Source organism: Mesorhizobium sp. M1006 (assembly GCF_040318825.1).
Taxonomy (GTDB): domain Bacteria; phylum Pseudomonadota; class Alphaproteobacteria; order Rhizobiales; family Rhizobiaceae; genus Mesorhizobium.
Window position 1 is genome coordinate 23,227 of the sequence record NZ_JAMYMZ010000006.1, and the last position, 14,396, is coordinate 37,622.

12 protein-coding genes and 1 pseudogene are annotated in these 14,396 nt (G+C 60.7%); 5 read left to right on the plus strand and 8 right to left on the minus strand.

Translation table 11 applies throughout. The features are described from left to right. Window positions 1–17 precede the first annotated feature (17 nt). On the minus strand, window positions 18–1,331 hold the full coding sequence (locus NKH60_RS07350) for a VpsF family polysaccharide biosynthesis protein (protein ID WP_352832129.1): 1,314 nt from the start codon (window positions 1,329–1,331) through the stop codon (window positions 18–20). 167 nt (window positions 1,332–1,498) lie between these two features. Between NKH60_RS07350 and NKH60_RS07355 the strand changes: the two genes are divergently transcribed. Further along, window positions 1,499–3,049 carry a GumC family protein gene (locus NKH60_RS07355; RefSeq protein ID WP_352832132.1) on the plus strand — a complete coding sequence of 517 codons (1,551 nt, stop codon included), beginning with the start codon at window positions 1,499–1,501 and terminating at the stop codon, window positions 3,047–3,049. Window positions 3,050–3,057: 8 nt separating this feature from the next. Beyond that, window positions 3,058–4,164 carry a glycosyltransferase gene (locus NKH60_RS07360; RefSeq protein ID WP_352817237.1) on the plus strand — a complete coding sequence of 369 codons (1,107 nt, stop codon included), beginning with the start codon at window positions 3,058–3,060 and terminating at the stop codon, window positions 4,162–4,164. 94 nt (window positions 4,165–4,258) lie between these two features. Here NKH60_RS07360 and NKH60_RS07365 read toward each other — a convergent pair whose 3' ends face one another. Beyond that, on the minus strand, window positions 4,259–5,119 hold the full coding sequence (locus NKH60_RS07365; RefSeq protein ID WP_352832135.1) for an alpha/beta hydrolase: 861 nt from the start codon (window positions 5,117–5,119) through the stop codon (window positions 4,259–4,261). Between the two features lie 238 nt (window positions 5,120–5,357). On the opposite strand from NKH60_RS07365, the gene minC reads away from it, so the two are divergent. From minC to minE, 3 genes are read left to right on the plus strand one after another with little or no spacing between them, the layout of a single operon-like run. After that, window positions 5,358–6,077: a septum site-determining protein MinC gene (minC, locus tag NKH60_RS07370; RefSeq protein ID WP_352472500.1), complete on the plus strand. Its 720-nt coding sequence runs from the start codon at window positions 5,358–5,360 to the stop codon at window positions 6,075–6,077. Between the two features lie 19 nt (window positions 6,078–6,096). After that, window positions 6,097–6,912, plus strand: a complete 816-nt coding sequence (gene minD, locus NKH60_RS07375; RefSeq protein WP_352472499.1) for a septum site-determining protein MinD — start codon at window positions 6,097–6,099, stop codon at window positions 6,910–6,912. Continuing rightward, the gene (minE, locus tag NKH60_RS07380; RefSeq protein WP_023677151.1) at window positions 6,909–7,181 is read left to right on the plus strand and encodes a cell division topological specificity factor MinE; all 273 of its coding nucleotides are present in this window, start codon (window positions 6,909–6,911) and stop codon (window positions 7,179–7,181) included. Before minD ends, minE begins: the two co-directional genes overlap by 4 nt. Before the next feature lie 6 nt (window positions 7,182–7,187). On the opposite strand, the pseudogene NKH60_RS07385 reads toward minE, so the two are convergent. The 6 genes and pseudogenes from NKH60_RS07385 to arfA all read right to left on the minus strand — a co-directional run bounded on the left by NKH60_RS07385 (window position 7,188) and on the right by arfA (window position 14,279). Next, a pseudogene (locus NKH60_RS07385) lies at window positions 7,188–8,134 on the minus strand (IS630 family transposase). A 296-nt stretch (window positions 8,135–8,430) separates the two neighbouring features. Beyond that, window positions 8,431–9,750: an ABC transporter substrate-binding protein gene (locus NKH60_RS07390; RefSeq protein ID WP_352472497.1), complete on the minus strand. Its 1,320-nt coding sequence runs from the start codon at window positions 9,748–9,750 to the stop codon at window positions 8,431–8,433. 94 nt (window positions 9,751–9,844) lie between these two features. Continuing rightward, complete coding sequence (locus tag NKH60_RS07395; RefSeq protein WP_352851243.1) at window positions 9,845–10,693, minus strand: carbohydrate ABC transporter permease; 849 nt, start codon at window positions 10,691–10,693, stop codon at window positions 9,845–9,847. Then, a complete protein-coding gene (locus NKH60_RS07400) occupies window positions 10,690–11,607 on the minus strand; it encodes a carbohydrate ABC transporter permease (protein WP_502893759.1) in 918 nt (305 codons plus the stop codon). The genes NKH60_RS07395 and NKH60_RS07400 overlap by 4 nt, the downstream gene beginning before the upstream one ends. 19 nt (window positions 11,608–11,626) lie before the next feature. Further along, the gene (locus NKH60_RS07405) at window positions 11,627–12,718 is read right to left on the minus strand and encodes an ABC transporter ATP-binding protein (RefSeq protein ID WP_352449658.1); all 1,092 of its coding nucleotides are present in this window, start codon (window positions 12,716–12,718) and stop codon (window positions 11,627–11,629) included. Window positions 12,719–12,767: 49 nt separating this feature from the next. Beyond that, window positions 12,768–14,279, minus strand: coding sequence for an arabinosylfuranosidase ArfA (gene arfA / locus NKH60_RS07410; RefSeq protein ID WP_352837464.1), 1,512 nt, complete (start codon window positions 14,277–14,279; stop codon window positions 12,768–12,770). Between the last annotated feature and the right edge of the window lie 117 nt (window positions 14,280–14,396).

The window sequence follows — 14,396 nt, forward strand, 5'->3', positions numbered from 1 at the left end:
GCGTCTGGAGCCTGCGCCTATCCAAGCCGATCCAGTTTCGGCTCGGATGCGACAGCGGTCGAAGACGTGCTCTTCGGCTGGTTTCTATACGGCACGTTTCTATAGGCAAGCAGCAACACCACGATAGTCGTAATATCCGGCGCTTTTGACGAGAGCGCGTTGTTCGACAGCGCAGCAAGCAGGAATGTCATGGTGCCGATCCATGCTGGCAGCGGCGCCGCGCGCAGCAGCCGAAAAATGAACCAGAATACCAGCACTATGAAGAGCACAGCTATCGGCAAGCCGAATAGCATGGTGATGACCACCGGAGCGCTCTCGATATAGGGCAGATGCAGCTTCTCTTTGACGATCGCCAGGAGGTCGTCGACGTTCATGCCAAACAGGACGTCTTTCCAGCTAACAAGTCCGAATATCTGGTAGATCGTCACCCGCGCCATGAAATTCTCGTCAAAGATCGTGTTGCCGAATCGATTCAGCAGCCCGCCCGAAAATAGTATGGCCACCAGCACTGCGCCGCTCACCAGGGCGAACAGCAGCACGACGGACTTGGCCTGCCGCTGGTGCTTGAGAGTCAGGCGCGGCCAAGGCACGAACAGCAGCAGAATGAGGGTTTCTCCCGCAGCGAGCATCAGGGCGGCGCGGGCGCCTGACGCAGCACAACCGACGAGCAACACGAGAATCGATGCCACCCGCACCCATATGCGCCAGCGCGTCAGCGGCACGAATCCGATGGCTGTGGCGCAGAGCGCGCCTAGTGCCAGCGGGTGCGCCGATAGGCCAATTGGCCTGAACTGCAGTTCGTTGAGACCGTAAGGCATAAATCGATGTTGAGTCACCGCTTCGATCGTGCCGAGCACAGCGCTGAGGATCACCATTCCAAGCACGACGTCGCCCAACGCCCGCCGCACTTCCGCGTTCAAGGCCAGCATCAACAGGCCTGCGGCGCCGGCCACCAGATAAGAATCGATGATGAACCCGGAGGAGCCCGCACGGCCGGTGACGAACAGATAGGGCACCAGCGCGAACATCAGCACCGAAAAGCGAATCAACGCTTTGAATATCCCAATTTCGTCGCCCTGCAGCAGAAACGGTCGGCTGAAAAGAACGACGGCAAGGACCAGGAAGATCGCGTAGGTGCCGAAATGCAGCTTCTCGTAGAACGAGCCCCCCTGGGCCGTATAGTCGACGACCATGTTCATCACCTGCGGCGACACCGTAAAGCGAAGCAGGAGCGCGAAGGCGGCGCATAGGAAAAACAGCAGCGACAGCGCGTTCTCACGGCGCGCTCGACTGGGCAACAATCGTTCCGATGCGGCAGCGGGATAGCTCATGGCCCATCCAGGTGAAGGTATTCAAACAGCATTCCGGGCAACGAGACCCCTTCAACGTCCGCCGGACGGACAGCGAGAGCGGTAAAATGGGCCAACTTGGAAAATAAGATGTTAACGATGTTTCTGTAGAGCAGGCCAAGCGTAATGATTTAACAAGGGTTGTCACCATGTCTGCCGGTTCCGGCACACCCCCTATCTCCGCGACGGCTTCCAATAACAGTGCATTCGAGCGTATCGCCAATGCACGGCGCAGGGCATTGCTGCAACAGCATGGCCCAGTCGCGGGGCTAAGCTCCGCGCCGGTGACGCCGCAACCTCCAGAGCCTGTCGCAACGGTGACCCTGGACAAGATCGGCGATTTCCTCGAGCTCGATTTTCGACGCCTGTTCGTCTGGCTGCGGGCCGGCCTCGCCCTGGCCTTCATGCTGGCGGTAATCGGCGGCATTGTCGGCGGCGCCTATGCATTGCTGAGCAAGCAGCGTTACACCGTCACGACCGAGGTCCTCATCAACCCATCCAATTTGCAGGTTGTGGAAAACGACCTCTACTCGCAACCGGGCCAGGTCGATAGCCAGCTGCTCAGCACGCGCAGCAAGCAGCGCATCCTGACCTCGGGCAACGTGCTTTCCCGTGTGGTGGACGAACTGAATCTGACTCACGATCCGGAGTTTTTCGATCCGGACCGGAGCACATCCTCGTCCGGCGCTGTGGCGAAGCCCGACCCGAGGCTCATCGCCTTGAAGAACCTGGCGGACCGGGTAGACGCCATCGCGGATCCGACCTCATTTGTCACAACCCTCTCGGTATCTGCGGAAACCACCGCCAAGGCGATCCTGATCTCGCAGGCCATAGTCAAAAACTTCCAGGAAGAACTGGCTAAGGCCGAAGCTGCCGGCGCCAGCCGTGCCGCGGCTGCCCTTGACAGCCGGCTTGGCCAACTCAAGAGCGACGTGCAGGCAGCCGAAGAGAAGGTCGAGAGCTACAGGCGCAGCCACAACCTGTCGTCCAGCAATGGCCAGCTCGTCAGTTCGCAGACGCTGACGCAGCTCAATGGCGAAATCGTCGATGCGCAATCGCGTGTCATCGCCGCGCAGGCAAGCTACGACGCCCTGGTTGCCTCCGGTATCAACGGGGCCAATCCCGACCCCACGGTTTCGGAAGCGCTCGCTGCGCTGCGCGACAGGTCAAACAGCCTGCGGCAGCAGATCGACTCACAGTCGATGACCTTCGGTCCGCGCCACCCGACGATTGTCAGGCTCAGGACGGAACTCGAGACCGTCAACTCGCAACTCCGGGCCGAGTTCTCCCGCACCGTCGGCACGGCAAAGGCCAGCCTGGACAAGGCCCGGGCCTCGTTGGCTTCTCTCAACGCCCGGATGAACGATCTGAAGGGCAATGTATTCACCGACAGCGAATCCGAGGTCGCCCTGCGTGAACTTGAACGCGATGCCGCGTCCAAGAGAGCGGTCTATGAGAGCTTCCTGTCACGTGCGCGCCAAATCAGCGAGCGCGAGCAGATCGACACCACAAACGTACAGGTGATTTCGACCGCGGTGCCCCCGCCCGCGCGCTCATGGCCCCCGCGCACTGCCCTGGTGGCAGGCGCCGGAGCGTTCGCAGGCTTTGCCCTGGGGATGCTGCTGGCCATCGGCATGGGCATCATCCGCGACATGCGCCGGCCGCCGACCCGATCAGGCGTTGCCGCCAGCCGAGCCTGAAGCAAGGCATGGTGAAGCGCATCGTTTTCCACATCGCCAGCCTGAGGGGCGGGGGCGCCGAACGTGTTTTCGTCCTGATGGCAAATGAACTGGCATCGCGTGGCCACGAGGTCACGCTTTTTACCTGGAACGCGGAAGGCCCTAACGCCGCGCTGCGTTCCGCTGCCGTGCATCTGGTCGACTTCGGCCTTCCCTTGCGCGGCGAGGGTTACGCCAAGTCGGCGACGCTGAAAGGCATCGTGCGAAGCGCAAATTTGTTCCGCCGCCTTGATCCTGATGCGGTCTATAGCGCCCCGGAATTCGCCAATCTGGTGATGGCGCTGTCACTCATGTTGGCCAGAAGCCGGGCAAAATTCTTTCCAAGCTTCCATGCCGCGGCCTCGCTGCCTGCCAGCGGCCTCGGCGCCAGGCTGGCGATCTGGCTTTCCGCGCTGGTTGCAGCGCGCGCAACCAAAGCCATCGCCGTTTCGGCGGGTGTCGGCCGTGACATCATCGCCCGAGGCTTCCCCGAATCGAAGGTTGTCGTCATCAACAACCCGCTGCCGCCGGCTGTAGCACCGCAGAGGAATTCCTATGCCTGGCAGGCAGCGTTGGCGGCGATGGGCAATGGCCCGGTCATCGCCACCGCGGGACGCCTGGTGCCGGTCAAGGACCACCGGACTTTGCTGCGGGCCTTCGCTGCCCTGCGCGCCGGCCGCCCTGCCCGGCTTGTCATCTTCGGCGAAGGTCCGCTGGCTGCCAAATTGCACGCCTGTGCCGAGCAGATCGGCATTGGCCAGGACGTACTCTTTGCCGGCTACGTCAACGATCCCGCAGCCTGTTACGCCGCAGCCGATCTGTTCGTCCTTACATCCACGAGCGAAGGCTTTGGCAACGTCTTGGTCGAGGCCATGGCCGCTGGTGTCCCCGTAATCTCCACCGATGCTCCGCACGGCCCGCGCGAAATACTCGGTGACGGCCGCTTCGGCACCTTGGTGCCGGTCGGTGACGCCGCGGCCCTGGCGAAGGCGATGGCCGAGACGCTGGACCACCCCACCCCTGCTGCCGTGCTGAAAAACAGGGCGGTGGATTTCACAGTCGACAAGATTGGCAATCAATACGAAGCGTTGCTCTAGTCGTTACGCACTGGCAGCAAATCGGCGTTGGATGCGGTCGACGTAGTCGGGCTTTGATTGCGATAATCTCTTCACGGGCTGGGGCGCAACGAATTCATCGTGAGACGTTTCCTCGTTCCTTGAGTTGTTGGGCGAGGAAATCCTTGACCGAATCGAGAACCGCGTCCCGTTCATGAGATATGCCTGGCAGCAAATCGAAGCGCACGCGCACACCCGCCTCCTCGAACGATCGACACAATGCCATGAGGCGTTCCGGCCGTGTTCGCCCGGCATCGTTGGCGCCTGGCATCCAATGGGTGCTGCCTTGGACATGAGTGATTTCCCAAGTCTCCAGGTCAGCGCCGCCGACGATCATCTGGAAAGGCACTTTTGCCAGCGCTGCGGCATCGAAGGTGATGCCGAACTTCTCCGGCAGATCGCGAATGCCCACCCACCAGTCATGCGTCGGATCGAGCAAGGTCACCGAGCCTGGCGCGCCGATTGAGGCCGCCCAGAGCCTGTCGGGATGCAGGATAGCAAAACGATGCGTGAAATGTCCGCCGCCGGAAAATCCGAACATGGCAAAGCGGCTCCAATCCTGACTGTATTTGGCGCTGACCTCCTCAACCATGGCGAGCAGCACCTGATCGTAGCGTATGTTGCCCTCGAGCAAATATTTGTACCCGCTGCGGGCATCATCCCCGAGAACGCCGATTGGAAACAGCGGACACAAAACGGCGCAGCCGTTCCAGCGTCCGAACTCGGAAAACGCGTCGCGGAATCCAAGAAAAGAGGTGCGGCCGGTGCCATGGACAGCGACCATCAGATCGACTTTGGCCCCTTCCCCAACCGCGGGAGGCACATACAGGCAATAGTGAAAGCGCGCGTCTGATTTGGAAGCAAAGATGGCGGTCGCGCCAAGGTCATAGGTAGCGCGACCGCGATCCGCGACAGGCCCCTTGGCAACACTTGTCAAATCGATAACTCCTTAATAGGCCCGGCGTTCCGACAACAATATACCGGTCGGCCGACCTCGTGAACTGGAGGCGCCTCCAGGCAGCCGCGAGGAGGACCTCGTCGTGCACCGGAAGCAGGGCGCCGCCGGGACGATCGGGGACAAAAAGAATGCCTCCGCCAACGCCTCGGGAAGCCGCCATTAACTTTTCGTTAACCATGCCGGGCTAGCCTTAACCAATCAGTAAGGACTCGCCTCTGTGACCTGCGTCGCTCCCATCCAAAACAAGTCCATACGCTTTCGAGCGCGCTCGTTTGTAGCCTTCACCCTCACCCCTGAGGCTCCGCTAGGGGAATGGCTGCAAAGCCTCGATCACTGGACCGAAAACTCCCCCGGCTTCTTTGCCGGCCGCCCGGTCGTGCTCGATCTGAATATACTCAAGCCCGAGGTGGGCGAGATGCGGGATCTGGTCTTACAGCTCGCGGAGCGCGGGATTCGCATCTACGCGATCGAGGCCGATGGCAATGTAGCGCTCGATGCCGATCTGCCGCCGCTCCTCGTTGGCGCCAAGGAGGCCACCGCTGATGCGCTTTACGTGCAGCCGGACCCGAAGGCCGCCGCTGAGGCCAAGACGGAAGAACCGCAGGCGCCGAACTCATTGATGATCAAGGCACCGATCCGCTCCGGCCAGTCGATCTTTCATCCCGATGGCGATGTGGTCATTGTCGGCTCCGTCAGTTCCGGTTCCGAGATCGTCGCCGGAGGATCAATCCACGTCTACGGCACGCTGCGTGGACGTGCGTTCGCCGGCGCCACGGGAAATTCCGCGGCTCGCATCTTTTGCCGGAAAAACGAAGCCGAACTTCTGGCGGTGGACGGCTGGTACCGCACTGCCGAGGAGATGGACGCCTCCTCGCGAGGAAGGCCGGTACAGGCCTTTCTCGAGGACGGCGCACTTTGCGTCGCACCGCTCAACTAACAACATTGGAGGCACAAATATGGGCAAGGTAGTGGTTGTCACATCCGGCAAAGGGGGTGTCGGCAAGACGACCTCGACGGCCGCTCTCGGCGCCGCGGTCGCGAAAACCGGCAAGCGGGTGGCTCTCGTCGATTTCGACGTCGGCCTGCGCAACCTCGATCTGATCATGGGTGCCGAGCGGCGCGTTGTTTTCGATATCGTCAACGTCATTCAGGGAACCGCCAAGCTTTCGCAGGCGCTGATCCGTGACAAGCGACTCGACACGCTGTTCCTGCTGCCGGCCTCACAAACGCGCGACAAGGATGCTCTCACCGAGGAAGGCGTCGCCGATGTCATCGACAAGCTGCGCTCGGTTTTCGACTACGTCTTCTGCGACAGTCCCGCCGGCATAGAGCGGGGCGCGCAACTTGCCATGCGCTTTGCCGACGAGGCGGTAATCGTCACCAACCCGGAAGTGAGCTCGGTCCGCGATTCCGATCGCATCATCGGCCTGCTCGACTCCAGAACGATGAAAGCCGAGCAGGGTGAATCGATTGCCAAACACGTGCTCGTCACGCGCTACGATGCTGCGCGCGCTGCCCGCGGCGAGATGCTCAGCATCGATGACGTGCTCGAGATCCTGTCGACGCCCTTGCTGGGAATAATTCCCGAGAGCCAGGACGTGCTGCGCGCATCCAATGTGGGCGCGCCGGTTACGCTCAGCGAAAACACCAACCCCGCCGCACGCGCCTATATCGACGCGGCAAGAAGACTCGAGGGCGAGGACCTGCCGGTCATTCTGCCTTTCGAGCGGAGGGGCCTCCTCGACCGGCTGTTGGGAAGGAGGGCAGCATGAACCTGCTCGATATCTTCAAGCGCCGCGGCAGCGCGCCGGTGGCGCGCGAGCGCTTGCAACTGCTGTTGGCTTACGAGCGTCGAAGCCGCAACCAGCCCGATCTCGTCTCGGTGTTGCGCGAGGAGATCATGGCGGTGATCGCCCGGCATGTTCAGGTCGACCAGGATTTCCTGCAGGTGAGCATGGATCACGGCGAAACGACGTCGAGATTGGAGATCGACATCCAGATCCCCAACAAGGTCGCAATGCCCATGGCCGCGGCGTTCTAGAGCCTTTCACGTTTTGATGGAAGCGTAGCCGGCGTTTGCGAAGTAGTTGTTGCATTCGGTTGCCTCGATCGTTTCAACGAGGTGGCCGATGTGGCGCCAAGTGTCCTCGACGGTACGTTTCTGAGCTTGGCGCATCCAGTGTTTGATTTTGGCAAAGGCCTGCTCGATCGGATTGAGGTCTGGGGAGTAGGGCGGTAGGTACCAAAGCCTGGCGCCGGCCGCCTTGATCATCTGCCTGATGGCCGCCGACTTATGACTTCCCAGATTATCCATGACGACGATGTCGCCGGGTTTCAGCACGGTGATGAGCTGCTGCTCGACATAGGCGCGGAAGCATTGGCCGTTGATTGGCCCGTCGAAGACGCAAGGTGCCGCGAGCCTATCGCAGCGCAGCGCGCCGAGGAAGGTCAGCGTGCGCCAGTGGCCGTGCGGGGCCAAGCCGCGCAGCCGCTCGCCCTTCGGCCCCCAACTGCGCAGCGGAGCCATGTTGGTCTTGATCCAGGTCTCGTCGATGAAGACCAGATGCTGCGGATCGAGGCCGGCCTGCCAAGAGCGCCATCGCTGACGCCTGCGGGCAATATCAGCGCGCGCCTGCTCAAGGGCGAACAGCGTTTTTTTTGAAGCTCAGGCCCTCGCGCCTCAAGAACATCCAGACCGCGTTGTGCGAGACCTTGACCCCGCGTGCGGCCAACTCATCCTTCAGACCATGCAGTGTCAGATGCGGCGTCTCGCACACGCGCCTCGATGAAGGCACGGTGCGGCTCCAGCACCCTCTTGCGATGTCCGCCCATCTTGCCAGGCGCAACCGAGCCAGTCGCCCGATGGCGCTGCAACAACTTCACCGCCGCCGAAACCGAAATGCCGAACCGTTTCGCGGCCGACCGGCGGCTCTCGCCACCCAAAACCGCCGCTACAACACGTTCGCGAAGATCATCCGAAAGAGGTCGCGTCATCCGATGCTGGCCTCCACTCCAGCCAGCATCTTGAATCACAAAACCGACTGATCCGGAATCCCCTTCGATTCCGTCAAATCAGGAACCGCTCTAACCGAATCCTCCGGCCAGGGCTTGCGTCGGCTGCTGCCGAGGTTGCGGCGCCGTGGTTGGCGTGTTTGACCCGGTCGCCACCGGCAAGTCGCGCGCAATTCGAGGACAATAATCACTGCCTCACCAAAATCACTGCCTCACCAAAAACCCGCGGCCGTTTCCAGCCGCGGGGGGCCTTGGGAGGGGCCTTTCGAAACCCGTGATCAAATGTTGGCGAGCAATTCGTTGACGCGGCTTTCCATGTCGGCAAGGGCGGTGTCGACGTCCTTCTGGCCACTGATTGCTGCACTCATCTCTTCGCCGATAATGTCCTGGATCGCAAACTGACGCTGTACGGCGGACGGCAGCGGCCTGCCGAGATCGGCGACCGCAGAGATCGTGTTGCGATGCGGCAGGGCCTTGAAGGCGTCCGAGGTGATGACGGCCTTATAGGCCGGCAGGTGACCGGTGCGTGACCATTCGAAGTCGTTGTCGGCGAAGAACTTCAGGAATTTACCGATGGCCGCGATCTGTTCAGGCGTGCGGTCTTTCTGCGAAACGGCCCAAGTGTGGCCGTCGGCATATTGCGCATGGGCGCCGCCAAACAGCTGCGGATACGGATAGACCGCATAGCCGCCCTTGTTGAGCGCCGTACCCTTGGTCTCGGACTGGGCGTTGTAATCGCCGACCACCCAGGTGCCGTTAAGGTGGACGCCACCCTCGCCGGCAAGGAAGGCGTTTATCGAGCCGCCATAATCGAGATCCTTGGTGGTGTAGCCCTTCTCGAAGATCGCCTTGTACATCTCGACGACCTTCTTGGCTTCCGGCGTATTCAACTTCACGTGCTTCGGATCGGCAAAGAAATCGGAATCCTGCTGGAAAAGATAGGTGTAGAGGTTGCGTGTGTAGAGTGCAGTCTCATTGGTCAGGTTCTGAACGAAATAAGGCTTGCCCGTCTTCTGCTTGAACTGTTCGGCCTGGGCGAGCAGTTCCTCGGGCGACTTTGGAAAAATCGGCGTGCCGTCGGCATTGACGAGGCCGGCTTGTTTGAAAAGATCCATGTTGACGTGATAGAGCATCGTCCAGCTGTCGATCGGCAGGCCATAGACCTTGCCGTCTTTGGTGGCGCCATTGCGTGCCGCGTCGGTGAAGGCGTCGGGTGTCACGCCGACCGACTTCAAGAGATCGTCGAGCGGCATCAACAGGCCCTTCGACTGATAATCCGACAGTACGGATTCATGGATCGTGACGATGTCCGGAGCGTCGCCTGAAGCGAACTGCGCGGTCAGCTGATCATAGCCGGGCCATTCCACGGTGGTGACGTTGACATGGACATCGGGATTGTCGGCGTTGAACTTGTTGATTAGCGAGGTGATGATGCCGCATTCGCCAACGGCCTTGGTGGCATCGGTGTTGGTGCCGAAATCGGCATCGCAGGCGCCGAAAAAGCGCTGCACGCTCAGCTCCGTGGCCGCGAAGCTTGGACTTGCGAGCATCATTGCGCCCGCAGAGACTGCGGCAAACAGTATTTTCTTCAGTTTCATATCAGTTCCTCCTACTGAGTTTCCGCCGCTCCACCCTGGATTGGCTTTCGTGCTTCAATTGCTGCGCATTCCCCCGGCCGTCAGGCAATCTTCGTTATCTCACCGCAGCGCCGGAGACTGCCGTGACGATGTATTTCTGGAAGAACAGGTAGACGATCAGGATCGGTGCACCGGCGAACACCGCCTGCGCCATCAGGAAGCCGATGCCTTCGGACTGGGCGAAGTTGGTCTGGGTCGAGGCCATGCCGACCGTCAGCGTGAACATGTCCTTCCTCGTCGCCGAAATCAGCGGCCAGAAGTAGTCATTCCAGGCGCCGAGAAAGGTGAAGATGCCGAGCGTCGCCTGCGCAGGCAGCGTGAGCGGCAGAAGCACCTTCCAGAAAATTCTGAGCCGGCTGGCGTTATCGAGCATGGCGGCTTCGTCCAACTCCTTCGGGATGGCCTTGAAATACTGGGTCATCAGGAAGACACCGAACGGAGCCGAAAGGCCCGGCAGAATGAGCCCTTGATAGGTGTTGTGGAACTTCAGCATGCTGAAGATCTGGTGACGGGCGACAAGCACGGCCTGTTCCGGGACCGCCAGGCCGAACAGCACGATCACGAACAGCACGTCTCGGCCGGGGAAATTCAGCCGTGCAAAGCCGTAGCCGGCGAGCGATGACAGGATCAACGTGCCGAGCGTCAATCCGCCCGAGACGATGATGCTGTTGCGCACCCAGATGAACACCGACGAGGTGCCGACGGTGTTGATGTAGTTCTTCAGCGTATAGGGCGCGTGAAACACCGAATTCGGATCGGCCATCAGCTCCGTATTGTCCTTGAGTGACAGGCCGATGACCCACAGAACCGGCGCGATCATGACGATCGAAAGCAGGATGACCAGGGCCAATAACAAATGGTCGCCAAATGCCCGGCCCTTGATGGAAGCTGCTGTGGCGCTCATGCCTGGTCTCCCCTGCTGCGTGTCACCAGGTACTGGGCCATGGCCGCGACCAGGATGAGGATGAACAGGATTTCCGATGCGGCGGCGCCCAGGCCGAGATCCCAGCGACGGAATGCGGTATCGTAGATGTAGAGCACGATCGGCTTGGTCAGGTTGTTCGGACCGCCGCGCGTCATCAGCCAGGCCTGGCCGAACAGCTGGAATTGCAGCACGATCTGGATGATGATCACCAGGATGAAGGTCCGCTTGATCGACGGCAGCGTGATCGAGCGTAGCGTCTGCCAGCGATTGGCATTGTCCAGCGCTGCCGCCTCGTAAATATCCTGTGGAATCTGCTGGAGCGCCGAGAGAAAGAGCATCATCGGCAGGCCGATGCACCACCAGATGGTGGCAATGGCGATGCCGATCATCGCAAGGCTGGGGTCGGAAATGAAGGCCGGAGCCGTTGCGCCGAACCATCCGTAGATCGTCGACAACAGGCCGACATTCGGAATGAAGACGATGCGCCAGATCAGCGTGACGATGGTGACCGACAGCACCGACGAGGAAAAGAACAGCGTCCGCAAAACCGCGGCAGTGCGCGTGCGGCGGTTGAGGCAAAGCGCCAGGAAAAGGCCGATCAGCGCCAGCGTCGGCACCGTCAGAAGCACGAAATAGAAGGTGTTCCAGATCGATTGCAGGAAGACCTTGTCGTGATACAGCCTGGCGTAATTGCCGAGACCGACAAAATTTCCGGACGAGAACGTGTCGGCCTTGTGGAAACTCAGCCACATCCCCCAGAGCAGCGGGAAGAGCAGCAGCGTGGTGAAGAAGAACAAGAATGGCGCAACGAAAATGACGTTTCGCCATTGCGGCGCATAGATGTCGGCGGTAGGGGCTCTGACGCCGACAGCAAGTGTCGCGGTTGGGGACATCGCCAGCCGGTCAGCCATCTCAGGCCTCCCTCGCATGCCAGGCGCGGCCGGTCTCGTTGAACAGATGCGATTTCTGGCCGTCAAAGGCGAGCCCGATTCTGTCGCCGACGGCGACGCGGCTGTTGCCGGCATCCGAGCCGACGATCTGCTGGCCATCGCCCAGCCGCGCGTAGATCAGGGTGCGTTCGCCGAGCCGCTCGAGCACATCGACCACGCCGCCGGCATTGCCCTGTCCGGCGGCAACGATGCGCACGTCTTCAGAACGGATGCCGAAAGTGTACTTGCCATCGGTCAGTTGGCTGGAGGCGATCTCGGTCTGCACCGAGACGCCGTCCGCAAACCTGGCCGTGGCGTTCTCGCCGGATCTGTCAAGCGTCGCATCGACGAAGTTCATCGCCGGCGCGCCGACGAAACCCGCGACGAATTTGGTCGCCGGGCGTTCGTAGATCTCCATCGGCGTACCGATCTGGTCGATCTTGCGATTGTTCATGACGACGATGCGGTCGGCCAGCGTCATGGCCTCGACCTGGTCATGAGTGACGAAGATCATCGTCGATTGCAGCCGCTGGTGAAGCTGGGCAAGCTCGATGCGGGTGCGGGTGCGCAACGCCGCATCGAGATTGGAAAGCGGCTCGTCGAACAGAAAGGCCTTCGGCTCCTTGACGATCGCACGGCCGATGGCGACGCGCTGGCGCTGGCCGCCGGAGAGCTGGCCCGGCTTGCGATCGAGCAGATGCGGCATTTCGAGGATGCGGGCGGCTTCGTTGATGCGCGCCTCGATGACCTTGCCTGGTACGCCGATATTCGCAAGCCCGAAGGCCATGTTGTCGCGCACCGTCATATGCGGATAAAGCGCATAGGACTGGAACACCATGGCAATGCCGCGCTTGCCCGGTGGCAGATGATCGATGCGCTCGTTGTTGATGGCAATCTCGCCGCTATCGACAGCTTCGAGCCCGGCAATCATTCGAAGAAGCGTCGATTTTCCGCAGCCGGACGGGCCCAGGAACACGATGAATTCGCGTGCCCTTATGGAGAGCGACAGATGATCCAGCACCGTCATGGCACCGAACTGCTTGCTCACGTTCCTGATCTCGATATCGGCCGTCACGTCGACGCTCCTCCTCAGCGTTTGCGCTTTCTCGATGATCCGCCTGAACTCAGAGTCTCAGGCGTATGACCTGGTAGGAATAGGCCGGCAGTGACAGGCTCAGCTTGCCGCCGGCGAGCGAGGCGCCCTCACCCTTCCTGGGGCCGACATTGCCAGGGTTTTCGGCCGAATTGACGGCTTTCAGATCGGCGTGTGCCATCACCTGGTGGTCGACGATCTCCGCCGCGCCGAAGCCGGTGAGGTCGACCACTGTTTCGATTGCCTCGCTCGAATGGCGGTTGACCGCGAAGAAGGTGACGTGGCCGGTTTGCCTGTCGTGCACGCCGGCAACATCGACATAAGCGACGTCGCCCGCAACGCTGGATTTGTAGGTCGGGCTTTCCACCTTGAGATCCAGCGCATTGCCGCGACCATAGTTAGAAGCAAACAGATAGGGATAAAAAATCGTCTGCCGCCATGCCGGGCCATTCGGAACGGTCATGATCGGCGCGATGACATTGACCAGTTGTGCCAGGCAGGCGATCTTGACGACATCGGAACGGCGGATGAAGGTGTTGAGGATCAGGCCGACCTGCAGCACATCCTCGAAATTATAGATGTCTTCGAGCAACGGCGGGGCGAACGGCCAGCCGTTGCTGCCGCCGAGTATCTTCCTGTCCTGCTCCTTGGAATGGTACCAGACGTTCCATTCGTCGAACGAGATGTAGACCTGCTTGTTGGAGCGCTTCTTGGCCTTGATATACTCGATGACGCCGGCGACCGAGACAATGTAGTCGTCGAGCTTTTCGCTCATGGCGAGATAGTTCGGAGCGTCGTTGGCTTCGTTGTCGAAATACATGTGCAGCGAGATGTAGTCGACCTCGTTGTAGGTATGGTCGAGAACCGTCGCTTCCCATTCAGGGTAGGTCGGCATCTTGGCATTCGAAGAGCCGCAGACCACCAGCTCGAGTGACTTGGAGAAGGCGCGCATGGCCTTGGCCGTCTCATGCGCCAGCCGGCCATACTCGTCCGCGGTCTTGTGGCCGATCTGCCAGGGGCCATCCATTTCATTGCCGAGGCACCAGAGCTTGACGTCGAACGGCTCCTTGCGGCCGTTGGCGATGCGCCTGTCGCTCCATTTGCTGCCGCCGGGATGGTTGGCGTACTCCAGCAGGTTGCGGGCTTCGTCGAGGCCGCGCGAGCCGAGATTGACGGCAAGCATCATCTCGGTGTTGGCGCAGGTGCACCAATCGGCAAATTCATGCAGGCCGACTTCGTTGCTTTCCGATGTGTGCCAGGCGAGGTCGAGGCGCACTGGGCGCTGTTCCTTGGGGCCAATGCCGTCTTCCCAATTGTAGGCCGAGACGAAATTGCCGCCGGGATAGCGGACGATCGGAACATTGAGTTCCCTGACGAGATCGATGACGTCCTGACGCATGCCGCTGGCATCCGCTGTCGGATGGCCGGGCTCATAGATGCCGGTGTAAACTGCCCGCCCCAGATGCTCGATGAAGGATCCGTAGAGCCTCGGGTCGATTTCCGAGACAACATAGTGCGGATGAGCCGTAACGGCTGCCTTCATGCATTCCTCCCATCGATATCACAAACGATGATTTAAATCATCTTGCCCGATATCAAAGGGGAAATGGCAGCCCTTCGTCAAGCCAAAATAGCCAAATGTAGGACAATTAGACGAACG